Below are 23,883 nucleotides of genomic sequence, written 5' to 3'. Positions count from 1 at the left end.
TTTTACCTGCTCAGAAAAAATCAACCGGGCTTTTGCGGGCGACGTACCAAAGTAATCCAGTAGTCTTCAAGCGTCTTGACCTGGTGTATAAAATCATCAATATCAACCGGTTTGACAACATAACCCGACGCGCCCAAATCATAGGACCTGATTATGTCACTCTCGGAATCTGATGTGGTGAGAACCACTACGGGGATATGGCGAAACGCGACCTCCTGCTTTATTTTTTCCAGAAACTGCAGCCCATTCATTCGCGGCATATTAAGGTCCAGCAGAATAAGATCCGGTTGAGCTTCATCGCTATAGCCTGACTGGCGACGCAAAAAACTGAAAGCCTCAACGCCATCACTAACATGACGCAAATCAACCAGCAGGTTATTCTCTTCAAAAGCCAGACGAATCAGATGTGCATCAGCCGGTTCATCTTCAACTAGCAGCACTCTAAATAAGGAGGGTTTATCAATCATGGTGTGGGGTCCTCAATGGCAAACTCAATCATCAGGCCAGTGCCCATACCATCATGGACGTTTACCCAGCCACCTTTCTTTTCGACCATTTTACGCAACACGGCCAGTCCCATCCCTGTACCTGTGCTGGACGCCTTATCCGCTTCATTGACAATGCGCGAAAACATCTCAAATAATTGTTCCCGGTATTCCGGCTCGACACCGCAACCATTGTCGATAAACTGGATCAGCGTATGGCCAGGCTGCTTCAGAGATTTCACCTCAATCCGTAATGGGCTATCTGCACAGGCATAATTCAGACTGTTATCAAACAATATTCTGAGAATTTGCTGCAGATAGCCTTTCGGAAAATATAACGAGTCCTCGGCCAAATTCAGCTCTACACTGACATGTTTCAGACGCTCACTTAACTCGGGTTCTCGCATCTGCTGCGCAATAACCTCTGATAAGTGTAGATGTTGCGATGCTGCATCGGCCTGGTCCAGCGCCAGATAGCGCTGGATATCACGCACCAGATAACTTAAGCGCAACGCTTGTTGATGGATAAAATCAACTGATACACGCACATCCTGGTCAGCCTCTACCAGGCCCTTTTTGTACAAACGCTGAGCAAAGCTAACCAGGCGGCGTGCCGGTTCCTGAAAGTGGTGTGCCATAATTTCATTCAGGCGACGCAATTCCCGATTGGTTTTTTCCTGTTGGTGCAGCAAGTTGGTGCGTTCTTTTTGGGTACGAAACAGACTGATAGACAGAATGATCAGCACAACTATAGCCAACATCTGCAATAAGACAGCAACAAACAGCAATCGCTGGCGATTGGCTTTTTCTTGTTGTAAGGCTTGCACCTGTAGATCAACTATCTCTTCCAGACGATCCTGATAATGCCAGAGCGCCTGATCAGCATGGCGTCCTGGAGTGATATCATTGATCACTGACAGCAAACGCAACTTCCCGTCAAACCGGTAAGGATGACTACGCACTTCCACGGTGCGTACGGCACCATCAGCCAGTACATGGCGAAAAACAAAATAGTTACGCCCTTGCGCGGTCGCCACTTGCATCTCTTCAGCCACCTGCGCTGGCGTCAGAGTATTCAGTGAGTGAATTGATAGCGTCAAAAGTGTTTCACGGTTGTAGCCATAAAACGCTTCAGCGGCCGGGTTGGCATCTTCAATTGTGCCGGTATCCGGATCAATCAACAGCATAACCGAGTCATGCTGTTGAAAAAAATCATACAGACTGTTGTCAGGGTGGTCAGTTGCTGTACAGGTCACGGACAGAAACAGTGCCATAAAGCACAACAACTGATTTAATCTACGCATGGTACAGTGTGTTTTAAAATTATTATCACTTGGCATTACATCTAATCCGCGGATCTAACGCATTTAAATTAAACACATTTTAAATCAAGATACGAGCAAAACCGCATGATGTAATGACTTGGAACAATTCACCAGCCACCGTTGGACTAATACCTGCAAGCCAGAGCATAAAAAGAAAAATGCAGGCAACCTAGCAGCAAGGTGTCAGCATCACACCTAGCTTAGCTGGTGCGATGGAAATTTGGCTGAACCCCTGTAGAGGTTGTGGTGTGGTTTTACCTAAGGTAAGCACACAATCCCCCAATCCCGAACCGGAGATCTTGCTACCCAGCACTGCAGAATCCTGACGTAAATCAGCGAGCATTTTTGCCAGTGTAGCATCATTGACACCCAGCGCATCCATCAACCCCTGATACACCTGCATTAACCGCCCCAGTGTTATCAGGTCAGCCGCTTTTAATGCACGGACAGCTGCCAAACTGGTTTCACCCATCAAACGGTAGAGCTGCTGCAATAGCTGCGGTTCTTGCTGCCAGCGAGATTCCACATAACGCAGCACCTCGGGCGTTTTCATTTTGTAGCCACAGTAGAAAAGTGACAGGGTGAGTCCATCCGGACACTGCAAGGCTTCGATCTGCAAAGGTGAGGGTGAGAAACACACTATCCCGCCACTAAGACTGGCAGCCAGGTCAGCTCCAGAACCACGCCCTTCCTGTACTGTATGAATAATAGCCAGGCCGCTGCGGAACTGCTCTAGAAGTGTGGATTCGATAGACGCAAAATGCTCCAGCGCCACGACCATGGCAGCCGTCACGGCGGCCGAAGATCCCAGACCTATAGTAGAAGAAAAGCCTGATTCGATGATCAGATCAAAGCCTGATGGCAACTGCGTGCGATAGGCTGACACAGCGGCGAGCACAAAACTAAGCGCCGGCTGAGGTGTCAACCGATCAAGGTCAGACTGATACTGACACAGGCTGCTGTGTATATGCACCTGACGATCTGAACGTGGCCGCAATGTCACCTCTATACGCGCATCTACCGCGCAGACCAATGCGACTTCACCCTGTAGTACCGCATGCTCACCCATTAGCATGGTGCTGCCAGGTGCGGAGACCTTAAAGGCGGAAACTGACGGCACCCTGCACCTCCTCTTCCAGTACACCCCAGTGCATCGGCTCTGGCAAATTTAATGCGGCTGGATTCAGCCCCGGCAACCAGACCAATACCAACCCGGCAGCCTCTCCATGAATACTGCCAGCACCGGAAATTTTAGCAGCCCCGCCAAGCCTTTCAATCTGCTGGATCAACGCTTGTACTGCCCGAGGCACTACGCCCAGCCGACATAACAAGCGGTGATTTTCGCGTACCAGTTCAGAGCGCTCAGTAACTGTCGCTGTGTGCCATTGCCGGGCTATAGCTGCAAACGCCTGCCAGATCTCCGAGTGACTGAATTGCTGTCGAACCCTGTCGACACATTCTCCCGTACTCGACAAGGGTACCCCGGTGAATATCCAGTACCAGTCTTCAGCCAATGCCGGGGATGCCAAAGAGGTCAGGTTCTTACCCTGAACGGCTACACAGCCGCCCAAGCTGACAGCGGCCGCATCAATATAACTGCCTTTACCATGCTGTAAACGCTCACAGAAATGCACCTGATGCATCAGGGCTTCAGCAGACAACACCTCAGGGGAAAATAAGCGAAGGAGTACGGCAATAAAGGCCGCCGACGAACCCATGCCCGATCCAACCGGTAAATCGGAACGCCAGGTCAGATCACCACCAGGTAAATCTGTGCCCTGCAAGGCTTGAGCAACGCTATACACCAGCAAATCCGTTGGTGACGGCAGAATCTCATGAATAGCCAGATGACCTTGTTGCCAGGCGTCATAACGCAACGCCAATAGTTCGGACCGTTGCTGGAGTTGTGCGTGGGTATAGCTGATTTGCCGACCGCTGAAAGGATCCTTCCAACGCAGTACACCGCTATCGTCTTCAAGCAGCAACGCACGGATATGGCGTTTAACCGCCATGGCAGTGGCTGGCACGCCATGCACCACGGCATGTTCTCCTGTAAGAATAATTTTACCGGGTGCTGAGGCGGCACGCATTAGCAGGGAATATATTCACGCTTATGCTGCGTGATAGCAGCAAGCCGGAACTGCCCTTTGGTGGAGTGAGGCATTTCCACGCTTTCACCCTGCTGAGGATCAGCATAGTGATACAGTGACAGGTACTCGTCGTAATCAACTTCCTGGCGCTGCGCCAGCATCGCCTGATGCCGCGAGGTATGCAGATATGCCTGATAACCGGGTTGAATCTGGCCGGCAAAAAACTCGGCCACACAGCCAGAGCCATAGCTGAAAAAGGCAATGTTTTTACCACTGAGGTCATCCTGAAGATTATCCAGCAATGAACACAAACCGATATAGATAGACGCTGTATAGCTGTTACCTATGGCCTGATTGTAACGCAGGGTATCCGCTATCTGCAGCTCAATCTCTTCCGCTGTTAGCGCACAGTGATTCAGTTTGGCCAGATGCTGATGGGCTTTCTGAGCCATACGACTGAAGGGCAAATGATAACAAAAATAGCTGAAATCATTAAATTGCAGTGGACTGACCGCAGTGAAATTTTCCCAGGTTTTCTTCAGCGCCCGCAGATAGATCTTGGTGGAATATTTACCATCAACCAGTGCAGTAGTGCGATAGTTCGGTCGCCAGAAGTCCATCACGTCATCGGTATAATTGCCCACATCCGCAGACACACTGAGAATCCGCGGACTCTGGGTGATCAACATGGCAACCGCGCCACAACCTTGAGTGGCTTCACCAGGTGTATTCAGGTCATAACGGGCAATGTCCGAGGCGATAACCAACACCTTGCTTTGCGGTCGACGTGCAACCAGGGCACAGGCCATCTGCAAGGCGGCGGTGGCACTGTAGCAAGCCTGTTTCAGCTCAACTACACGGCAGTTAGCCTGCATACCGAGTAAACGGTGCACATAAACGCCAGCCGATTTCGATTGATCTATAGCGGTTTCAGTGGCAAACAGGATGGTGTCCACCGCGTCTGCTCCAACCCGCTCGATAATGGGCAGGGCAGCATTGGCCGCCATGGTGACAATATCTTCATCTGGCGCGGCCATGCCCATCTTTTCCTGACCGATTCCGGCATAGTACTTCTCAGGATCAGTCTGCTGTTTTTCAGCCAACGCCCTCAAATCCAGAAAATAGCTGGACGTATAAAAACTGATTTCGTCTATACCTACTGACATAGTCGGCTTCGTTCCTTAACGCTCTTCGACAATAAGCGCTTTGTTCCTGAACAGTGCAGCAGTATTTGGAATACCGAGCAGAAACATCGCTGTAACAAATTCACGGCGCAATTTTTCAATAGCTGCGACGACGGCATCGGCCGATTCCATCGCAGGCTGTAACAGGGGCGCTGCCACCCCGCAAAGCGAGGCGCCGAGTATAACAGATTTCGCCATATCAATCCCATCTCTGATACCACCGCTGGCAATCAATGTTGCGCTATCCAGAAAGGGTTCGGCCTGGCGCAATGCCAGCGGCGTCGGCAATCCCCAGTCCTGAAACTTGAGACCAATATCGGCTCCCTGATCCAGACGGCGGTGATGCTCTATGCGGCTCCAGGAGGTCCCCCCGGAACCAGCCAGATCAAAAAAACGAATATTTTGTTCCAGCCCTGCCTGAATATCAGCCGGAGACAGACCTGCCCCCACTTCTTTCAGAATAATGGGTACCTGTAAATACGACTGTAACCGGCCAATAGACTCGGTCAGACCGGTAAAATTGGTATCTCCTTCAGGCTGCACCGCTTCCTGCAAAGGATTCAGATGCAGGAACAGCGCATCCGCTTGCAGCACGTCAATCGCTTGCTGTATCTGGGTATTGGTCATACCGTAATTGAGCTGTACAGCCCCAATATTAGCAATCAGTACCGTGGTGGGTGCATAGCGGCGCAGTGCAAAACTCTCCCGAGCTTCCGGGGAACTGAACATCACCCGCTGCGAACCGACTCCCATAGCCACCTGGCAACGCTCGGCGGCCTCAGCCAAATTCTGGTTAATACAACGAACCAATTCGTGATCACCCCCGGTCATGGAGGAGATCAGCAAGGGAAAACTCAGCGTTTTGTTCAGAAAACGACAGCTGGGATCGATTTGAATCAGGGACAACTCGGGTAAAGCACGGTGAGTCAGTCTTATGCGGTCAAACCAGTTACCCTGACGATCGGTTAGCGCGTCCTGCTCTATTGCCCGGATATGTTCAATTTTACGGGTATTGGTCTGGTCGCTCATGGGCGTTCCAGCCGGATGTGTGCTTCCATCAACTCTCCCGGATTGGTCTGGGCACTCAGCAGCGACAGCTCACCACAAAGCACTGTTGCGGCGCAAATAGCGGCCAGACGGCGTGCATTTTCACCCGGCACACGGTCTTCACGGCAACCCAGTTTATGCAGATTCTCCTCGACAAAGTCTATGCCTTTGCCGTTACCGACGCTGCCAACGATCAAATTCGGCAAGGTACAGGAAAAATACAATGCATCATCTCTAACCTCGGCATGCACCACACCCTGAGACCCTTCAATAATATTAGCGGCATCTTGCCCGGTCGCCAGATAAAAACCTAGCAGCATGTTGGCATAGTGCGCATTGGCACTGCGTAGCCCACCGGCTATCAACGTTCCAATCAGATTTTTACGCACATTTAACTCAACCACTTTTTCCGGGGTGGTATTGAGTTTACGCTCACACAAATCTCTTGAGATGAGTATTTCGCTGACCACATATTTGCCCCGACCCAGAATACCGTTCACGGCCGTGGCTTTTTTATCAGAACAATAATTAGCAGAAATCGATGAGTAACGTAGCTGCGGGTAGTGATGCAAAATCCAGGGAATCAGCTTGTCAGCCGCATTTGTGACCATATTGTGACCTGAAGCATCACCGGTAGTGAATTCAAGCCGCAGGTAGATGAGATTGCCGACTATCTGACTGTGCATATCAATCAACTGGGCAAAACGACTGGTAGTGGCAACCACCTGATTCATGTCTGCTTTGCGCTGCAATATCGATTGCAACGCCTGATGTGCAACCATGGCATTATCAGCTTCCAACAGAATTGAGCGGGTCATACGCTCATCTATCACTGTAGTGAGGATGCCGTCGGTCAGTACAGAGACACGCGCACCACGACCCACTGAATGCCACAGAGGGGTTTCATAAGTTGCCAGCGGCACACTGATTTTTTCATCCAGAGTCTGGCCGGTGATTTTCAGGGGGCCTACCCAACGCATAGGGATGGGGGCCTGTAGAATTTTATGAGACTTCATAGATTCCCGAACCAAAGAAACGCGGAATTTTAGCCACCTGCTTCAGGTTATGCAATCTCTGCATCCCTGATCAGGTCGCTGAAACGTTCACTCAAACGCTGATAACGTTGCTGCTGTTTGTTACTTAGCGCACCATACTGCAGCTCTATGGCTATTTCGGCACAGCGTTTCAGCACTGTCAACTGACTCATATCCTTGCGCAGAGTTTCAATACCTGTCTGCAGCAGATTCAGTCCAACACCAGGATTCCCTGGATCAGCAAGCCAAGCCGATTCGAAAGACTCAAACGCTTCAACCAGCGCTTTTTGTCGAAACGACAGCATGCCCTTAAGGTTACTTTTACCCCACTCGACCGTCGACATGGAGCGTGACACCTCTTGCTTCAACTCAGCCGCCTGACTGGCGAAACGGGTAGACTCCAGACCATCAGCCAACAGGTCTGCCACACTTAACTGTGCTGCCAAGGGAATCTTGCGAAATTGAGCCAGTGCATCCCCTGCCGCAAAGTCAGCATTCTGATGTTCACCATTCTGCCGGTATATATCCGCTGCAATAAGACGCGCCCGAAAGCGTATCTGTGGATCTCCCAGGCAATCGTGTACCACCGACTCCAGTACCCGAATAGCTTCTGCAATAAACTCAACTGTTCGGTCCGGCTTGTCGGCTATCTGCTGCTGTATCACCCGTACCAGACCAAAATAATATTCCGGATTCTGCATGGCAGTATGACGAGCATGCAGTACCGCCTGGCGAAAACCATCAGCAGCCACATTCAACTCTTCAGCAAAGCCTGCCCGATTACCCAACTCCCCCTGCAGCACTGATACTGAGGGTTGCAACATCACTGATTTTCGCAACAGCGTCACACACTGACTACGCTCACCCCGGAGCCAGTGGATACGCGCCATGACCAGAAAAGCCTCCTGACATACCTGTTGCGCTTCTATAACCTGTGTCATTTCAACCCGGGCCCGCTGATAGTCCGCCATATCATAAGCCACTAACCCAAGTGCGACCCGCACCCAGGGCTTATCATGCGCCTGGCGGATGCGTTCAAATACTGACAAGGCCTTTTTATACTGCTGCTGTTCCAGATAGATCAGCCCTTTGATACGAAAAATCAGCACACCCAATGCCGGAAACTGCTTCTGCAACTTCTCGCACTCTTCCAGGGCCTGGTCCCATTTGCGCTGATCTCGAAAAGCTTCAACACGCGCAATACAGCGTTTGATACGCAACTGCTTTTCCAACTGCGCTCTCAGCTTAAGCTGATCATAGGGCTTTGCCAGATAGCCATCGGCAGATAGCTCAGGAGACCCCATTAGCAGACTGAGCTTTTGCGGATCAACCACCAACAAAAAGCAAGTGGAATAGCTGGGTCGTCCGGCCGCTTTGAGCTCCTGAAGAACCTGCAAGCCGTTTTTTTCATCCCGGCCCAGGTCGTACACCAGCATGCACAAATCAACCTGCACCTCACTCAGCAGACTGGTTGCCATATTGACCGATGAAGCTACTTCGATTTTACGAAAGCCCATAGTGGTCAAAATCTGCCTAAGCTGCTCCAGCTCTTCCAGATTTTTTTCAACAATAAGTACTGTCTGATCAGAGAAAAGTGCTGCCATGGCCCAGATTTCTTAATAACTATCTGAAAAGTAGCATGAAAATTGGCCTAATTACCACTACTTGGCCATTTCTGCGAAGTAGCAAGGTATAAACATGCTTACGGTAAGGGTTCTCAGACAGGATTGCAGCAAACTAGCGCGGGTTAGCACCAACCAGGGAGTATATTCACAACCCCTGGTTGGTGCCTGATGCTGATAGCAAATCAGAATTTTCTGCCTTTACTGGCAGCAATTCGCATACGCAAAGCATTCAGCTTGATAAAGCCTTCTGCATCTTTCTGATCATAGGAACCGGCATCATCTTCAAAAGTAGCAATACTTTCATCAAACAGACTGTCAGGTGAACGACGACCGACAACGCTGACACTGCCTTTATAGAGTTTCAGTCGTACATCACCATTTACATGACGCTGGGAGTAATCGATCATTTCCTGCAGCATCTTACGCTCTTCTGACCACCAGAAGCCGTTATAGATAACTTTGGCATAGCGCGGCATCAGTTCATCTTTCAGATGCGCCGCTTCACGATCCAGGGTCAAGGACTCGATAGCACGATGTGCTTTAAGCATGATGGTGCCACCCGGTGTTTCATAACAACCGCGTGACTTCATACCGACAAAGCGGTTTTCAACAATATCCAGACGACCGATACCGTTGGCGCCGCCGATTTTATTCAGCGTCTCCAGCACGGTTGCCGGACTCATGCGCTCACCATCGATAGCCACGATATCACCCTTTTCATAGGTGAGTTCAAGGTAAGTTGGCTGATCAGGCGCGGCTTCAGGATTGATGCTCCAGCGCCACATATCTTCTTCAGCTTCAGCCCAAGGATCTTCAAGAATGCCACCCTCATAAGAGATGTGCAGCAAGTTGGCGTCCATGGAGTAAGGTGATTTCTTTTTCTTGTTGCTGAAATCAACCGGAATATTGCGCTCTTCGCAGTATTTCATCAATGTTTCACGGGAGGTCAGATCCCATTCACGCCAGGGTGCTATCACTTTAACACCCGGCTTGAGGGCATAGGCACCCAGCTCAAAACGCACCTGATCATTGCCCTTACCCGTAGCACCGTGGGAGATCGCATCGGCCCCGGTTTCGTTGGCAATTTCAATCAACCGCTTGGCAATCAACGGACGCGCTATAGACGTGCCCAGCAGGTATTCGCCTTCATAAATAGTATTGGCACGGAACATCGGGAAGACGAAATCACGCACAAACTCTTCGCGCAGATCTTCGATATAAATCTCTTTCACACCCAGCGCCTGCGCTTTGCTGCGCGCAGGTTCAACCTCTTCACCCTGACCCAGGTCAGCGGTAAAGGTAACTACTTCGCACTGGTAGGTATCTTGCAACCAGCGCACTATCACAGAGGTATCCAGACCACCGGAGTAAGCCAGAACAACCTTCTTGACGTCGGACATATTGATGCTCCCGATTTAACCAACTCCGGCTGTCTTGACCGGAGCCTGGCGACTAATAGATAAAACCCGATAATAACAGATTGCCGCAGGGCTTGCCTGTCAATCAGGACAGATGCGCTTTAAACGCTCAGTCTTTTTCAAGGCGAATAGTCACACGGCGGTTACGGGTACGATTTTCAGGGGTATCGTTGGCGACCACCGGATAACGGTCCCCATGAAAGCGGGTAATAATAGCATCTTCACTGACACCGCGGGAGACAAGATAACGGGTAACTTCCTCAGCACGGCGTTTGGACAAATCACGCAGCAACAAGCGTCGACCATTGTTATCGGTATGTCCATCAACAAAGATCTGTTGCACAGTATCATCGGTCAATACATATTGGGCAATCAGATCCAGACGCTCACGAGTCGCATCCGATAATTGATGCTCCGCCGTAGGAAAGAGTACAGCGGTTCGGGCTATTTGACGATAATTAACCGGCAGCAACCCAGTCAAACACCCCAGGTAATCCTGATAGGCTGAATGAAAATTCACCGACATAATACCAACTGACACAGCTTCTGATGCACCGAACCAGCGATCAGCACTGAACGTTGGCATCAGCCCTTCATGCAATGCGGCTAACATCTGCGTCGCTTGCTTACCCAACACCTGAATCTGTCCCTGACTGACGTCCATTTCGCCGATAAACCGGGGAGCATGGCCCGGTGACCAAGGCGCCGCTTGAGCAACCAGTCGTGCACGCCCGGAAAGTTGCTGAGTCTGTGCTGGCTGCAGCAAAAACTGCAAACCTTCTCCAGCCTCCTGTTCAAACACCGCATCCCCGAAAGCCGGGATAGACTGCGACAAACGACAAACAAAAGGAGAAGCCTCAATATCCCATTGTACCGCATCGACAGGTGCCATAAATGTCACAGCCTGAAGGGCCTGAAAAGGCAAACACAACAACAGAAACAATAGCGCTCGGCCAGGCATACAACTTTCAACCCTATAAAAGACAGTAACGAAGACTCTCTGTATTATCGGCAGAATACGCCAGGGCTTTACCTTGCATTTCACTCCGCCTCTCGCGACTGCTAGAATAACACACTATTAACATTACATAGATTAAGGATATGGCTTGACCCACTCAGTTGACAAGACTCTTATGGCCGATCGTTTCCGAGGCTACCTCCCCGTCGTCGTCGATGTTGAAACGGCAGGATTTAATTGCCGTACTGATGCGCTACTTGAAATTGCCGCTGTCACGCTGAGCATGGACGAGAACGGCTATCTGATGCCGGAGCGTACCTACAGTGCCAATGTCATTCCGTTTGAGGGCGCTAACCTGGAGCAGTCAGCCCTGGCATTCACCGGTATTGATCCCTGGAATCCGGATCGGCAGGCGATTAGTGAAGCACAAGCGCTGGAAAATATTTTCAAACCCATCCGCAAAGCGATTAAGGCTCAGGGATGCAAACGTGCCATCCTGGTGGGACATAACGCCACCTTCGATCATAATTTCGTCAGTTGCGCGACGGAACGCCAAGGCATCAAACGCAATCCTTTCCATCCATTTTCAACCTTCGATACTGCGACATTGGCAGGGCTTGCCTGTGGACAGACCGTACTGGCTAAAGCCTGTGAAGTCGCCGGGATAGATTTTGATAATCGCAGTGCGCATTCAGCCATTTATGACACTGAAAAAACTGCCGAGCTGTTCTGTATGATTGTAAACCGCTGGAAAGATATGGGGGGGTGGGATCTGGTACTGCAAACCCGTTGATTCGGAGTTGCAAGGCGGCAGCCGGACTGAAGTCCGGCTGCCGTTAAGAGAATCAAGCCTGGGGCTGCTCTTCTTCAGCGCCGGCAGCAGCGGCCTTAACCAGAGTTTCAAGCTCGCCGGTCGCACCCATTTCGCAAATAATGTCACAGCCGCCCACTAGTTCACCGTTGATCCACAACTGCGGAAACGTTGGCCAGTTTGCATATTTGGGCAGCTCAGCACGAATGTCCGGATGCTCAAGGATATTCACAAATGCAAAACGCTCACCACAAGCCATCAGCGCTTCAGTAGCACGGGATGAAAAGCCGCATTGAGGAAAGCGCGGGGTACCTTTCATATAAAGCAGAATTGTATTGGATTCAATCTGCTCTTTAATCACATCGACAACACTCATTGAAGCACCTATTTTCTGTAAAACTCATATTCGGTATCAGGCTGGCGGAACATACTTAAGCCTCACCTGCATAATCAGGCATTATATCCGACAAAAAAAGTCAGGTAAAATTCACACCTCTGATTACAAATATACGGGCTCAGGCTGAGAATTCAATCTGTTTTACGCAGATAATACCCGTCCACCCACAAAGTGAATTGCTAAAACCTGAGGATAAGCCTAGAATAACTCTTTTTTTGGCAGCTCTGGCTGCCTTTTTGCGTTGTAGGGAGAGAAGCTGAATGGCCATACAACCACTGATGAATACCTATAATCGTCTATCCGTCGCCTTTGACCATGGTCAGGGCGCGTGGATCTATGACACAGATGGACACAAGTACCTGGATGCACTTAGCGGCATTGCCGTTACCGGGCTTGGACATGCGCATCCTGCTGTCACTGAGGCTATCTGTCAGCAAGCTGGTAAACTGATTCACTGCTCTAACCTTTACACTATTCCGCTGCAACAAGAGTTAGCTGAAAAACTCACACAGGTATCCGGCATGGATAATGTGTTTTTTGGCAACTCGGGTGCAGAAGCTAATGAAGCAGCCATCAAGATTGCGCGTCGTTACGGCCACAGTCGCCAGATCGATAAACCCGCCATCATTGTTATGGAAAACTCCTTTCATGGCCGCACCCTGGCAACGCTAAGCGCTACCGGCAACCGTGCCACTCAGGCAGGCTTTGAACCTCTGGTCAGCGGTTTTATCCGCGCTCCCTTCAATAACCTGGAAGCGGTCAAGCAGATTTTGCGCAGCAATAACGATGTTGTCGCTATCATGGTAGAACCTATCCAGGGTGAAGGCGGCATTCAGGTACCGGACAATAGTTATCTGGAAAACCTGAGAGCCATTTGCGATGAGCACGATCTGTTGTTGATCCTGGATGAAGTACAAACAGGTAATGGCCGTACAGGTCGCTACTTTGCCTACCAGCACACCAGCATCATGCCCGATGTAGTCACCACAGCTAAAGGCCTGGGTAATGGTTTTCCTATCGGCGCCTGTCTGGCTCGCGGCAAGGCCGCTGAAATTTTCGGGCCAGGCAATCATGGTACAACCTATGGCGGCAACCCACTGGCTTGTGCGGCAGCACTGGCGGTTATCAATACCATTGAACAGGATAAACTCTGCCAGCACGCTGCATCCTTGGGACAGTATATTCTCGACAGCTTCCATATCCAGCTGGCTGATAAACCCTATATCAAGGAAATTCGCGGCAAAGGGTTGATGATCGGTATCGAACTGAAGGATGCTGGCACAGAGCTGGCGGTACTGGCCAAAGTCAAAGGTGTGTTGCTGAACATTACCGGCGGCGGGCGAGTTGTTCGACTACTGCCACCGCTGATCATGAATCAGAGTGAAGCTGATTTACTGGTCAATACGGTTTCCAGCCTGATACGCATCTACGCTGGCGAAGACTCCACCGACTGATTAACCAATAAAAACTGACTCAGGGACTGGCAGCCTGACTGCCGCATATGACATTATGAGCACCAGACACTTTCTGACACTGCTGGATCTGACACCTGTTGAACTGAAACAGTTGATCCACCGCGCAATAGAATTAAAGCAATTGCGTAACAACGGCACGCTTTATCAGCCGCTGAAAAACCGCGTTATGGCGATGATTTTTGAAAAAGCCTCAACACGTACCCGTGTATCTTTCGAAGCGGGTATGGCGCAGTTTGGTGGACATGCGATGTTTCTATCTTCACGGGACACCCAACTCGGGCGCGGTGAACCGGTAGCCGACAGCGCCAGAGTTATCTCCTCAATGGTCGATATTGTCATGATCCGTACTTTCAGTCATGACCTGATCACAGAGTTTGCCGCCAACTCCTCAGTTCCGGTCATCAATGCCCTGACCGATGACTACCACCCTTGCCAGTTACTCGCCGATATGCAGACCTTCCAGGAACTACGCGGTGATATACAGGGGAAAACCGTCGCCTGGATAGGTGATGGCAACAACATGTGCCACTCCTATATCAATGCGGCACGTCAGTTTGACTTCAAGTTGAATATTGCTTGCCCCGAAGGCTTTGAACCGAATACCGACCTGGTCAGCCGCAATAGTGACCGGGTCACTGTGATGGAAGCACCGGAGGCCGCTGTCGAAGGCACACATCTGGTGGTCACCGATGTCTGGGCCTCGATGGGCCAGGAAGATGAACAGCGCCAGCGCATGCGTGAATTTCGCGGCTACCAGGTTAATCCGGAATTGATGGATCTGGCCGCTGATAATGCTTTATTCATGCATTGCCTACCCGCCCACCGTGGCGAAGAAGTCAGTGAAACAATGATGGATGATCCACGTTGCGTCGCCTTCCACGAAGCGGAGAACCGCCTGCATGCACAGAAAGCGCTGATCGAGTTTTTATTACGCGACTTAATCAGTTGATATCAAGCACCCGGAACCCTCTTGGCTTTCGGGTGCTAATGACGTTCATCGGGCCCATTGCACAAAAACTCTTGCAGACGTTCGGCTGATAACGGACGGGAAAAGTAATATCCCTGCCCATAATCGCACCGTGCCGACTTGAGCAATTCTTTTTGTTCCCGTGTCTCAATCCCCTCAGCGACTACCTGAATACCCAGCTTATGCGCCATGACAATCATGGCTTCACACAGCGCCAGATCATTTGAATCCGGTTGCAGATTTCTGACAAAAGACCGATCTATTTTTAAAAAATCGATATCCATTCGCTTAAGATAAGCAAGCGACGAATAACCTGTACCGAAGTCATCCAGTGCGACCTCCATACCAGCATCACGGATTAACAGCAGGCAATTTTCGATATCAGCTGAATTTTCCATCAGCATACCTTCAGTGATTTCCAATGAAATAGTTTTGGAACTCAGGCAACGCTCACGCAGATAATCAATCCAACTGGAAATCCGATGCGTGTCATCACGGTATTGTACCGGAGATGTATTAATACTGATTTGAAAAGGACGCTGTAGTAACGTTTGCCAGGCTTCAGATTTACTCACCGCTTCACGAAAGACCCAATCACCTATTTCGGAAATAAGCCCGGTCTCTTCTGCAACAGGAATAAATTCTGCTGGACTCACCAACCCCAGTTGCGGATGCTGCCAGCGAATCAGAGCTTCTACCTTTGACAGCCTGTCATCAGTCAGACTCACGATTGGCTGATATTCCAAAAACAATTGCTCAGCCGATAATGCATTACGCAAGTCCTTAGCCAATTGCATCCGCCGCTGAGCAGTCAGTTGCATAGCTTCAGTAAAAAACTGATAACGCCCCCGTCCGGTCACTTTTGCGCTGAACATCGCCTGATCAGCATTTTTTAATAACTCCCACGGATCATTGCCATCCTCCGGGCAGAAGGTGACCCCAAAGCTGACCGAGGTAAAAATATCTTCACCTCCCAGTTCAAAAGGCTGTTCAAATGCACTACGTACCTTCATAACCAACTGTTCAACGCTGACCTGATCTGTCAGACCAGTCAATAACAGAGCAAACTGATCGCCACTAAAACGCGCCACCATATCGGTTGTACGCACCAAGGTTTTCAGACGCTCAGCCACCAGAATAAGCAGGTCATCACCCAGCTTATGCCCCAGGGTATCATTGATCTCTTTAAACCCATCCAGGTCCATAAAAATCAATGCCAACCCCTGACCAGTGCGACTGACACGATTTATTTCCTGCTCCAGCCGCAAGGTCAATAACTGCCGATTGGGCAAATGGGTCAACGAGTCATAATTGGCTTGACGCCAGATCAACTCCTCACTCTGCTTCTGCCGGGTAATATCGGAAAAAATCGCAATGCGCCGAAACACATCACCCTGATAGGTGTAGGCTGTATGTATCGACAGCCACTTGGGATACACCTCGCCATTTTTACGCCGATCTAAAATTTCACCCTCCCAACTCCCTTGGGTATTGAGGCTATGCCACATGGCCTCATAGAAAGCGGCATCATGATAGCCTGAACTCAGCAGAGAAGGTCGACCACCGATCACTTCATCTGCGTTATAGCCGGTTACTTGGGTAAAAGCAGGATTGACGCTGAGTATTACCCCTCTGGGATCGGTGATCATAATGGCTTCACGCGCGTATTCTCTGACCAACTCGGCTAACTGCAGGGTTTCGTTTACCTCTTTGGTTTCAGCCTGGTAAAAAATATAGCCGCGCAGTCGTAGCAAACGCCCTTGCGCATCCCACTCCGGCATACTGAAATCTTTTACCGAACAGTAACAACCGGAATGACACATAAGCCGGTATTTCTGCTCAAAATAACTGGTTTTTTGTGTCAGATAACGCGCCACTTCGGCCTCGACCCGTGGTAGATCATCAGGATGAATCAAGCCAGCATAAGGTTGCCTTCTCTGAACCAACTCAGATGCTACGTAACCTAATACCTCTTCAACATTGTCTGACACATATTCTATCGGCCAGCCTTGCTGCGAAGACCACACAAATAATGCAACTGGACCACCCGAAAATAGTTCGAATATTTTGTCCTGATACTGCCCTGCAACGATTGAAGAATCCACATTTCACCGGTTAGTTGTTATATTCCCACACAAAAAATACAAGAAAACACTGACGCAGGTCAACTCAAACAGCAAAGAAACATGCTATGCACTGCAAAACAGCACACGCCCACCATTAAAATAAACTAATTTAGCAGTTTATGCATTTATTTATATGCGCGTAGTGGGAACACATGACACGATCTTTCACGAATCATCAGTGCCATTTGCTCGACTGTCAGCACCTCGCTGACATCTCACCAGATCTGCTGGCGAGACGGATCGAGCGCTCATGGACTCACCCTATTGGCACCGGTGAGGAATTTCACCCTGCCCTGAGAATTATATGTTTTGATTTAACCTCCGTTAGAGTTTGCTGCCTTCAGCCGTTATACTCAGTGACCGCTGTTTTCTAATAAACAGGTATATGCTTGATCACAACATCCTCTGCATGGCAGATTTGCGTATTATCCGTTAATCCTCTGCATGGAATTGGGCATGCTCCGCAAAAGCAAATCTACCAGGCAAATCCTTGTAAACCCATCCAATGGATCAGCGGCTTACGCCAGTTTAAGATCGTATCGTATGCGATATTGCACCATATCTTCGATCGTTAGCACGGGCATATTGTGCGAGCAAGCAAATGCGACGATTTCCGCAGCATTTGCCATGGTGCCATCGGAGTTAGTAAGCTCACACAAGACACCTGAAGGTAATAACCCAGCCATTTGCATCAGATCCACTGTCCCTTCCGTATGACCTCGACGCGCCATCACGCCACCCTTACGAGCACGCAGCGGAAACACATGACCTGGGCGAGCTAACTCTTCAGGCTTGGCATTGGGATTGATTGCTGCTTTGATGGTGGTGACACGGTCTTTGGCTGACACGCCAGTGGTTACACCATGGCGCGCTTCAATCGAGACGGTAAATGCTGTCTGATTCTGACTGTCATTAGCCTGCACCATCGGTGGCAAATCTAATTGATTGGCTTGTTCATCGGTCAAACACAAGCAGACGATGCCACTGCATTCACGAATCATCAGTGCCATTTGCTCGACTGTCAGCGTTGCTGCTGAATAGATAATATCACCTTCATTCTCACGACTTTCATCATCGAGTAATAATACCCCACGGCCTTCACGTAAGGCTTGTAGCGCATTTTCAACACGAGTGATTGAGTCGCCAAACTCGGCAAGTAAAGATAACTGATTCATGGCTTACTCCTAATAATGACCAGAATCAGGGCGGCTATGAGGCAAAACGAAATGCACCAACCAGGGCGTAGGGACAAGCCCACATCCGCAAAGGTTGATGTATACCTAAACATATTGAAGATGCTGGTAGGCGAGGCGTTAAGTGAATCAGTTCCTATCGGTATAGATCAACACTGCGATTGGGATACCCGAACCTGGTCAACACCACTGCAATTTCAAATTGGACAGGCATATTTGTCATTCTCTCTCATCCGGACTGTAACCGTCGGCTCTGGCCTCTCACCAGATCTGCTGACCTCGACGAATCGAGCGCTCGTGGGCTCACCCTATTAGGTATACCACCGGTGGGGAATTTCACCCCGCCCTGAGAATTATATGTTTTGATTACTTACAGTAATCGTAAGGGGAGTGTAGTCTCCCGCTTACTGGCGGTTATGATAATACTTTGTATACCTATTGCAAAGTGTACACATCTCATGCATAACGACTGAAAATTCCACATTTCCCCAATTGGTTAGTACATTGCTAACAGAGTCATGTCATCATCCAACGTTTAAAATGATCCTCCGCTAGAGCTTGCTGCCTTCAGCCGCTATACTCAGTGACAGCTGTTTTCCAATAAACAGGTATATGCTTGATCGCAACATCCTCTGCATGGCGGATTTGCGTAACCGTTAATCCCCCTGCATGGAGTTGGGCATGGTTGAAATTCGTCATCTGAAAACCCTGACAGCGTTGCGCGATGCTGGCAGCCTGGTGGAAGCGGCAGAGCGCGTGCATCTGACTCAATCGGCCCTGTCACATCAGATTAAAGACCTGGAAGAACGCCTCAACTGCTCGCTGTTTATTCGTAAAACCAAACCTATCTCCTTTACCGCCGCAGGCAAGCGCCTATTGGTACTTGCTGATGAACTTCTGCCAATGATTCGTAATGCCGAGCGCGATATTGCCCGACTGGCTGGCGGTGAAGTGGGACGATTGAATATCTGTATTGAGTGCCACAGTTGTTTTGACTGGCTAATGCCTACGATCGACCACTTTCGTCAGAACTGGCCGGAAGTGGAAATGGATCTGAGCACCGGCTTCAGCTTCCAACCCTTACCCGCGCTTAGTCGTGGTGACCTGGACCTGGTAATTACTTCGGACCCGGAACCCCGCAATGGCATTACCTACCTGCCCTTATTCAGCTATGAATCGGTATTGGTCATCAGCAAGCAACACCCGCTGACTCGTAAAAAACAGATACAACCGGGCGACCTCTGTAACGAAACACTGATCACTTACCCGATCGATCATGCCCGCTTGGATATTTTCAGTCGCTTTCTCGACCCTGCCGGTAAAGAGCCTAAACAAACCCGCACGGCGGAACTGACTGTGATGATCATGCAACTGGTCGCCAGTGGCCGCGGTGTATCCGCTTTACCCAACTGGGCCATTCATGAATACCTGGAGAACGACTATATTGCTGCTCGTCCACTAGGAGAGAAGGGGTTATGGTGCACCCTCTATGCTGCCATTCGCAGTGAGCAGGCTGAGGCCGAATTTATGCTGGATTTTCTGGATACCGCCCGCGATATCACCTTTCGCAACCTGAGCGGAATTAAAACCGCCTGACGCTTGTTTCTCTGTGTCAAAGCCTTAAACTCTTGGGTTTACGTTTTGACCACACAGAAGAGACACTATGGAAAACTGGACCCTCGACAGCTGGAGAAACAAACCCATCGTTCAACAGCCTGTTTATCCTGATCAGGATGAGCTGGCGGCCGTTGAGCAACTGCTCGGCAATTTTCCGCCACTGGTATTCGCTGGTGAAATCCGTTCACTGACCCGGTCACTGGCCAAAGTATCGGCTGGCGAAGCCTTTTTGCTGCAGGGAGGCGACTGCGCCGAGAGTTTTTCCGAGTTCAGTGCCAACAAGATTCGTAATACCTTTCAGGTGCTGTTGCAGATGGCGGTGGTGATGACCTTTGCTGGCAGTAGCCCGGTAGTCAAAATAGGTCGGATTGCCGGTCAGTTTGCCAAACCCCGTTCAGCCGGTACCGAAACAATAAATGGTATTGAGCTACCCAGTTACCGCGGCGACATCATCAATGATATCGCCTTTAATGCCACTGCACGTCAACCTGATCCCAAACGACTCATCGCGGCTTACCATCAGTCCGCCTCGACACTGAACCTGCTACGCGCTTTTGCTAGCGGTGGATTTGCCGATCTGCACCAGGTTCACCGTTGGAACCGTGGCTTTGTCGACAAGAGCCCACAAGGGCAGAAATACCAGCACCTGGCGGAACAGATCACACAAACACTGGCGTTTATGGATGCCTGTGGCATTAACTCACAGAACACCCCGCAGCTGCATGAAACCTCACTCTATACTTCACACGAAGCCCTACTGCTGAACTATGAGCAAGCCCTGACCCGTCAGGACAGTTTGACCGGTGACTGGTACGACTGCTCGGCGCATATGCTCTGGATCGGTGATCGAACCCGCCAGCCGGACCATGCCCATGTCGAGTTCCTGCGCGGTGTGCATAACCCCATTGGCATCAAAATCGGTCCCAGCACCCAGTGCAATGATTTGCTGAAACTGCTGGATCAACTGAACCCAGGTCGTATTCCTGGCCGCATCACCCTGATTGCGCGCATGGGGGCCGAGAAAATCACTGAACTTCTGCCACCGATTGTGCGCGAGATTAAGGCTTCCGGCCATCCGGTGGTCTGGAGTTCCGATCCGATGCACGGCAATATCATGAAGGCCTCAAGCGGTTACAAAACCCGCAGCGTTGATGCCATTTTGAAAGAGATGCAAGGCTTCTTTGAAGTCCACCGCGCCGAGGGAACCCATGCCGGAGGCGTGCACTTTGAAATGACCGGGGATAATGTGACCGAGTGCATCGGTGGTGCTTTTCAGATCACCGAAGAAGGTCTGGCTGATCGCTACCATACCCATTGCGATCCACGCTTGAACGCTGACCAGTCACTGGAACTGGCTTTTTTGATTGCAGATACACTCAAGGCAGCACGAGGTTAAGATGGAAAAACTGCTGACACAGCTGCTACAACATGATGATAATCGTCTGCGCATTTTTGATATGGGTCGTCGCATCAGCAAACTGCCGATCGACACCTTTACCCGGGTCGAGCAGAACCGTATCCCCTACCCCTTGCCTTTTTTACACCATGCCTGGGTAGGTTTACTACTCTGGAATCCATCGGCAAAAGATCAGAATCTGATCTGGTTTCTAAAGTTACCACTGGATGAGCAAGGCTATCTGATACAGGCAGCGCGTGATGATATCGTCAATCGCCTGCTGCAAAATGCTATCGATCCACAGTCTGAGCAGGATGCGCTGAAAGACAACCCCTTTGCCTTCACCCCCGATCAGGAAAAGATGGCCAGTTTTCATGCACTGGCCAGCTGCACACTGAAAACTCCGGCCTCACGTTACTATGAAGATGTGCAACAGTACCTGGCGGGACAGTTGGACAGGGATTACTGGAGCAATCTGGGACTGCAAGGACTAGCAGACTATGTTATGCGTCTGGATCAGGGCGATAATACGAACCAGCTGTGCAAGTGCATAAGCCAGTTGCCAGAGCCCTTGTTGTTGATGCTGGCCCGGCTGTTGGAACATACTCAGCCCAATCCAGCGCTGCAACAGCGCTTAGCGGATCATCTGCTGCAGTTATTGCAACACGCTGACACACCACCGGAATTAATTGCTGCATTAATTCGCAGCCTGTGCGGCGGCAGTGACAAGATCCGTGATCAGGCTATTGACGCGGTGTTAGCCAGCCCCTATGCACTGGAAGCTGAAGTGATTGTAGCACTGGCAACCCGCTGCCATACCAGCCTTAATCAACCCCAGCGGCTGCAGCGGTTTCTGGAACAACTGGCCGCGGGTAAAGCCGGCCAGTTGGGTTTCAACCGCATCCTCAGTGACTTGATGTTTCTTGCTGACCTGCGCCCGCGTATTCTGGAAGCGTTTCGTGACCCCAATCGTAGTGAGCAGCTTAGCCAGGCCATCGGAGAGATGCTTGGTTCAGGCTTTTCCACCACTGGTCACGCCCATTGAGGTATCCGCTGGCAACTGCAAGTTCAGGCCCATGGCCTCGACCTGCAGTTGCGCATCCGCGCGTAAACGCTCGCGGATGCGAGTGCCCAAGGGTTTGGTCATGTAATACAGCAGGCTTTCCGGCAATTGGTGTTCAGTCGCGAAGGCCTGAATAAAACGCGCGGTGGTATTGTCCTGCTGATCACTGATTGCCTTGGGAATCGGCTGCTCCAGTGTTTCACCCCGGCGCACCCGCTGACAGAATAGATCGTAGGCATAACCGAATTCAGGCAACACCTGTCCTTGCTCTTCAGCGCGCAAACGGAACCAACCGGTTTCCTTACCCGCCAGATAAACTGCCACATGGCTCCAGCTATGTGCCAGCGGATCCGCCGCATACTGGCAGGCTTCCTGATAAGCAGCATAGGGTGCAGGCAAGCCAAAATCACCATTAATGCTCCGTAGAATCGTCAGAAATTCTGATACTGTTGGCATCCAGGCCAGGGTTTCCTTGCAACGATTGACCGCAGCCACCAGGTCGGCTTCCGCATAGCCGCGCAGACTCAACGCCCACTCCCGCTTGGCCAGACGGATCTCATTCTGAGTTTCAAAACAGCTTTTGAACTTGTGGCCGTAGATCGCCATAAAGCGGGCGAAAATCATATTCACATGGGCTTTGGTTTCAAGCGGTATGTCGGTAATGCGGCTTTCATCGGCCGCATAGTCGTCACCAATCGGTGTCCTTGATGTCCATGATGGCCGCGGTAACCCGTTTTCTGTTTTCGCGAGTATCTCTTCGGGTGTTTTCATTCAATTGACCTGCCGGTTGCTGTTCATGTGTTCTGGGGGCGGCATCACGAGACTGCTTTTTGACCCATTCTCGCTTGACCCAACCCAGAAACTTCTGATCCCAGTTGGTTTCCTTGCGATCTTTATCCAGCCAGTAAAGTACAAATTCATCCAGACAGTGGGTCGAAAAAGCCTCAGGTATGCCCTGACGCGCGAGCATATCATGGAAAGCAGGCCCGGGAGCCCAACCCATTGTCATCGGAATCAGGCGCTGATTACGCTCTTCATGCCAATCGAAAATCTGCTCTAGTTCATCCTTATGACGGCGCCAGCCTGACGTACCGCCAAACACCGGCGCTGGCCCACGCTGTCGACCCTTAGCGGCTGGAACGGGTGCTGAAATCGGTGGCGTATCATAAACTGGCAGGGAGCGTGCGGCAGGTGCTGGCGGTGGAGCCTGCTCAGACGCTGGAACTGGCTGGTTTGGCTGAGCTGGCTGAGCTGGCTGCTGTGCAACCTGCTGACGTGTTATTTTCAGTGTGCCACCCTGAGCACGCTCAACTTGCAATAACGCCTGATCCTCCAGGCTATCCAGGGTCAGGTAAAAATGTGCTTCGCTCCAGAATGGCGTCAAGACTTGCCAGTGGCCGGGAGCTAACAACAATCCTTCTTCGCCCGGGGACCGGGCTCCTACATGATTGGCATTACTGTTGTGGGAGCTCGCTCCGCGAGCGATGGTTTTATCGCCCGGGGACCGGGCTCCTACAACGCCGGGTTCGTCCGGGGACCGGGCTCCTACGCCGAGATAATGAAACTGTTCATTGAGCAGGCTTAACAAAATAGCTTCGTCTGCTCCGTAACGCTCGGCCATCGACGGATAAAATAGTATCGGTTTTTCAGGGAACAAGTTGCTCATAAACGC

21 protein-coding genes and 1 riboswitch are annotated in these 23,883 nt (G+C 50.6%); of the genes, 6 read left to right on the top strand and 15 right to left on the bottom strand.

Annotated features, from left to right (window positions below; all coding sequences use genetic code 11):
* Positions 1–20: 20 nt before the first annotated feature.
* The 10 genes from F5I99_RS04690 to F5I99_RS04645 all read right to left on the bottom strand — a co-directional run bounded on the left by F5I99_RS04690 (position 21) and on the right by F5I99_RS04645 (position 11,169).
* Positions 21–467, bottom strand: coding sequence for a response regulator (locus F5I99_RS04690; RefSeq protein WP_151053880.1), 447 nt, complete (start codon positions 465–467; stop codon positions 21–23).
* Positions 464–1,789, bottom strand: a complete 1,326-nt coding sequence (locus tag F5I99_RS04685; protein ID WP_191905950.1) for a sensor histidine kinase — start codon at positions 1,787–1,789, stop codon at positions 464–466. The genes F5I99_RS04690 and F5I99_RS04685 overlap by 4 nt, the downstream gene beginning before the upstream one ends.
* A gap of 190 nt (positions 1,790–1,979) precedes the next feature.
* Positions 1,980–2,930 (bottom strand): mevalonate kinase family protein, encoded by a 951-nt coding sequence (locus tag F5I99_RS04680; protein WP_225307556.1) that lies wholly within the window; start codon positions 2,928–2,930, stop codon positions 1,980–1,982.
* Positions 2,908–3,900, bottom strand: a complete 993-nt coding sequence (locus tag F5I99_RS04675; RefSeq protein ID WP_151053878.1) for a mevalonate kinase family protein — start codon at positions 3,898–3,900, stop codon at positions 2,908–2,910. Before F5I99_RS04675 ends, F5I99_RS04680 begins: the two co-directional genes overlap by 23 nt.
* The gene (locus F5I99_RS04670) at positions 3,900–5,066 is read right to left on the bottom strand and encodes a hydroxymethylglutaryl-CoA synthase (RefSeq protein ID WP_151053877.1); all 1,167 of its coding nucleotides are present in this window, start codon (positions 5,064–5,066) and stop codon (positions 3,900–3,902) included. The genes F5I99_RS04675 and F5I99_RS04670 overlap by 1 nt, the downstream gene beginning before the upstream one ends.
* A 15-nt stretch (positions 5,067–5,081) precedes the next feature.
* On the bottom strand, positions 5,082–6,113 hold the full coding sequence (fni, locus tag F5I99_RS04665) for a type 2 isopentenyl-diphosphate Delta-isomerase (RefSeq protein WP_151053876.1): 1,032 nt from the start codon (positions 6,111–6,113) through the stop codon (positions 5,082–5,084).
* A complete protein-coding gene (locus F5I99_RS04660) occupies positions 6,110–7,147 on the bottom strand; it encodes a hydroxymethylglutaryl-CoA reductase (RefSeq protein WP_151053875.1) in 1,038 nt (345 codons plus the stop codon). Before F5I99_RS04660 ends, fni begins: the two co-directional genes overlap by 4 nt.
* Before the next feature lie 47 nt (positions 7,148–7,194).
* Positions 7,195–8,769 carry a tetratricopeptide repeat protein gene (locus tag F5I99_RS04655; RefSeq protein WP_151053874.1) on the bottom strand — a complete coding sequence of 525 codons (1,575 nt, stop codon included), beginning with the start codon at positions 8,767–8,769 and terminating at the stop codon, positions 7,195–7,197.
* A 203-nt stretch (positions 8,770–8,972) separates the two neighbouring features.
* Positions 8,973–10,190: an argininosuccinate synthase gene (locus tag F5I99_RS04650; RefSeq protein ID WP_151053873.1), complete on the bottom strand. Its 1,218-nt coding sequence runs from the start codon at positions 10,188–10,190 to the stop codon at positions 8,973–8,975.
* Positions 10,191–10,317: 127 nt separating this feature from the next.
* The gene (locus F5I99_RS04645; RefSeq protein WP_151053872.1) at positions 10,318–11,169 is read right to left on the bottom strand and encodes a flagellar protein MotY; all 852 of its coding nucleotides are present in this window, start codon (positions 11,167–11,169) and stop codon (positions 10,318–10,320) included.
* 172 nt (positions 11,170–11,341) lie between these two features.
* On the opposite strand from F5I99_RS04645, the gene rnt reads away from it, so the two are divergent.
* Complete coding sequence (gene rnt / locus F5I99_RS04640) at positions 11,342–11,959, top strand: ribonuclease T (RefSeq protein ID WP_151058975.1); 618 nt, start codon at positions 11,342–11,344, stop codon at positions 11,957–11,959.
* A 52-nt stretch (positions 11,960–12,011) separates the two neighbouring features.
* Here the strand turns inward: rnt and grxD are convergent, their stop codons facing one another.
* Positions 12,012–12,353 (bottom strand): Grx4 family monothiol glutaredoxin, encoded by a 342-nt coding sequence (gene grxD, locus F5I99_RS04635; protein WP_151053871.1) that lies wholly within the window; start codon positions 12,351–12,353, stop codon positions 12,012–12,014.
* 281 nt (positions 12,354–12,634) lie between these two features.
* On the opposite strand from grxD, the gene F5I99_RS04630 reads away from it, so the two are divergent.
* Together F5I99_RS04630 and argF are read left to right on the top strand one after the other, a co-directional pair.
* A complete protein-coding gene (locus F5I99_RS04630; protein ID WP_151053870.1) occupies positions 12,635–13,828 on the top strand; it encodes an aspartate aminotransferase family protein in 1,194 nt (397 codons plus the stop codon).
* A gap of 55 nt (positions 13,829–13,883) precedes the next feature.
* The gene (gene argF / locus F5I99_RS04625; RefSeq protein WP_225307555.1) at positions 13,884–14,798 is read left to right on the top strand and encodes an ornithine carbamoyltransferase; all 915 of its coding nucleotides are present in this window, start codon (positions 13,884–13,886) and stop codon (positions 14,796–14,798) included.
* 35 nt (positions 14,799–14,833) lie between these two features.
* Here argF and F5I99_RS04620 read toward each other — a convergent pair whose 3' ends face one another.
* Positions 14,834–16,921 (bottom strand): putative bifunctional diguanylate cyclase/phosphodiesterase, encoded by a 2,088-nt coding sequence (locus F5I99_RS04620; RefSeq protein WP_151053868.1) that lies wholly within the window; start codon positions 16,919–16,921, stop codon positions 14,834–14,836.
* A gap of 539 nt (positions 16,922–17,460) precedes the next feature.
* Entirely contained in the window at positions 17,461–18,117 is a 657-nt protein-coding gene (gene ribB / locus F5I99_RS04615; protein WP_151053867.1) for a 3,4-dihydroxy-2-butanone-4-phosphate synthase, read from the bottom strand.
* Between the two features lie 235 nt (positions 18,118–18,352).
* A riboswitch (FMN riboswitch) is annotated at positions 18,353–18,493 on the bottom strand.
* A 323-nt stretch (positions 18,494–18,816) separates the two neighbouring features.
* On the opposite strand from ribB, the gene F5I99_RS04610 reads away from it, so the two are divergent.
* The 3 genes from F5I99_RS04610 to F5I99_RS04600 all read left to right on the top strand — a co-directional run bounded on the left by F5I99_RS04610 (position 18,817) and on the right by F5I99_RS04600 (position 22,193).
* Positions 18,817–19,731, top strand: a complete 915-nt coding sequence (locus F5I99_RS04610; protein WP_151053866.1) for a LysR family transcriptional regulator — start codon at positions 18,817–18,819, stop codon at positions 19,729–19,731.
* Positions 19,732–19,798: 67 nt separating this feature from the next.
* Positions 19,799–21,148, top strand: coding sequence for a class II 3-deoxy-7-phosphoheptulonate synthase (locus tag F5I99_RS04605; protein ID WP_151053865.1), 1,350 nt, complete (start codon positions 19,799–19,801; stop codon positions 21,146–21,148).
* A 1-nt stretch (position 21,149) separates the two neighbouring features.
* Positions 21,150–22,193: a DUF3549 family protein gene (locus F5I99_RS04600; protein WP_151053864.1), complete on the top strand. Its 1,044-nt coding sequence runs from the start codon at positions 21,150–21,152 to the stop codon at positions 22,191–22,193.
* Here the strand turns inward: F5I99_RS04600 and F5I99_RS04595 are convergent.
* A complete protein-coding gene (locus F5I99_RS04595; RefSeq protein WP_225307554.1) occupies positions 22,161–22,982 on the bottom strand; it encodes a replication protein P in 822 nt (273 codons plus the stop codon). The two genes, F5I99_RS04600 and F5I99_RS04595, sit on opposite strands and share 33 nt — an antisense overlap.
* Positions 22,900–23,877, bottom strand: coding sequence for a DnaT-like ssDNA-binding domain-containing protein (locus F5I99_RS04590; protein ID WP_151053863.1), 978 nt, complete (start codon positions 23,875–23,877; stop codon positions 22,900–22,902). Before F5I99_RS04590 ends, F5I99_RS04595 begins: the two co-directional genes overlap by 83 nt.
* Between the last annotated feature and the right edge of the window lie 6 nt (positions 23,878–23,883).

The sequence above is a fragment of the Nitrincola iocasae genome (assembly GCF_008727795.1).
GTDB classification, from domain to species: Bacteria; Pseudomonadota; Gammaproteobacteria; order Pseudomonadales; family Balneatricaceae; genus Nitrincola; species Nitrincola iocasae.
The sequence above is the reverse complement of the archived record's forward strand: the minus strand, read 5'-3'. Positions and strand labels throughout refer to the sequence as shown.

Bases quoted from the DNA above. Each gene is read 5' to 3' on its own strand.
- F5I99_RS04690 (WP_151053880.1), bottom strand. From the start codon at position 467: ATGATTGATAAACCCTCCTTATTTAGAGTGCTGCTAGTTGAAGATGAA.
- F5I99_RS04610 (WP_151053866.1), top strand. From the start codon at position 18,817: ATGGTTGAAATTCGTCATCTGAAAACCCTGACAGCGTTGCGCGATGCT.
- argF (WP_225307555.1), top strand. From the start codon at position 13,884: ATGAGCACCAGACACTTTCTGACACTGCTGGATCTGACACCTGTTGAA.
- F5I99_RS04650 (WP_151053873.1), bottom strand. From the start codon at position 10,190: ATGTCCGACGTCAAGAAGGTTGTTCTGGCTTACTCCGGTGGTCTGGAT.
- rnt (WP_151058975.1), top strand. From the start codon at position 11,342: ATGGCCGATCGTTTCCGAGGCTACCTCCCCGTCGTCGTCGATGTTGAA.
- fni (WP_151053876.1), bottom strand. From the start codon at position 6,113: ATGAGCGACCAGACCAATACCCGTAAAATTGAACATATCCGGGCAATA.
- F5I99_RS04600 (WP_151053864.1), top strand. From the start codon at position 21,150: ATGGAAAAACTGCTGACACAGCTGCTACAACATGATGATAATCGTCTG.
- F5I99_RS04590 (WP_151053863.1), bottom strand. From the start codon at position 23,877: ATGAGCAACTTGTTCCCTGAAAAACCGATACTATTTTATCCGTCGATG.
- F5I99_RS04655 (WP_151053874.1), bottom strand. From the start codon at position 8,769: ATGGCAGCACTTTTCTCTGATCAGACAGTACTTATTGTTGAAAAAAAT.
- F5I99_RS04685 (WP_191905950.1), bottom strand. From the start codon at position 1,789: ATGCGTAGATTAAATCAGTTGTTGTGCTTTATGGCACTGTTTCTGTCC.
- F5I99_RS04645 (WP_151053872.1), bottom strand. From the start codon at position 11,169: ATGCCTGGCCGAGCGCTATTGTTTCTGTTGTTGTGTTTGCCTTTTCAG.
- F5I99_RS04595 (WP_225307554.1), bottom strand. From the start codon at position 22,982: ATGAAAACACCCGAAGAGATACTCGCGAAAACAGAAAACGGGTTACCG.
- F5I99_RS04660 (WP_151053875.1), bottom strand. From the start codon at position 7,147: ATGAAGTCTCATAAAATTCTACAGGCCCCCATCCCTATGCGTTGGGTA.
- ribB (WP_151053867.1), bottom strand. From the start codon at position 18,117: ATGAATCAGTTATCTTTACTTGCCGAGTTTGGCGACTCAATCACTCGT.
- F5I99_RS04675 (WP_151053878.1), bottom strand. From the start codon at position 3,900: ATGCGTGCCGCCTCAGCACCCGGTAAAATTATTCTTACAGGAGAACAT.
- F5I99_RS04630 (WP_151053870.1), top strand. From the start codon at position 12,635: ATGGCCATACAACCACTGATGAATACCTATAATCGTCTATCCGTCGCC.
- F5I99_RS04670 (WP_151053877.1), bottom strand. From the start codon at position 5,066: ATGTCAGTAGGTATAGACGAAATCAGTTTTTATACGTCCAGCTATTTT.
- F5I99_RS04605 (WP_151053865.1), top strand. From the start codon at position 19,799: ATGGAAAACTGGACCCTCGACAGCTGGAGAAACAAACCCATCGTTCAA.
- grxD (WP_151053871.1), bottom strand. From the start codon at position 12,353: ATGAGTGTTGTCGATGTGATTAAAGAGCAGATTGAATCCAATACAATT.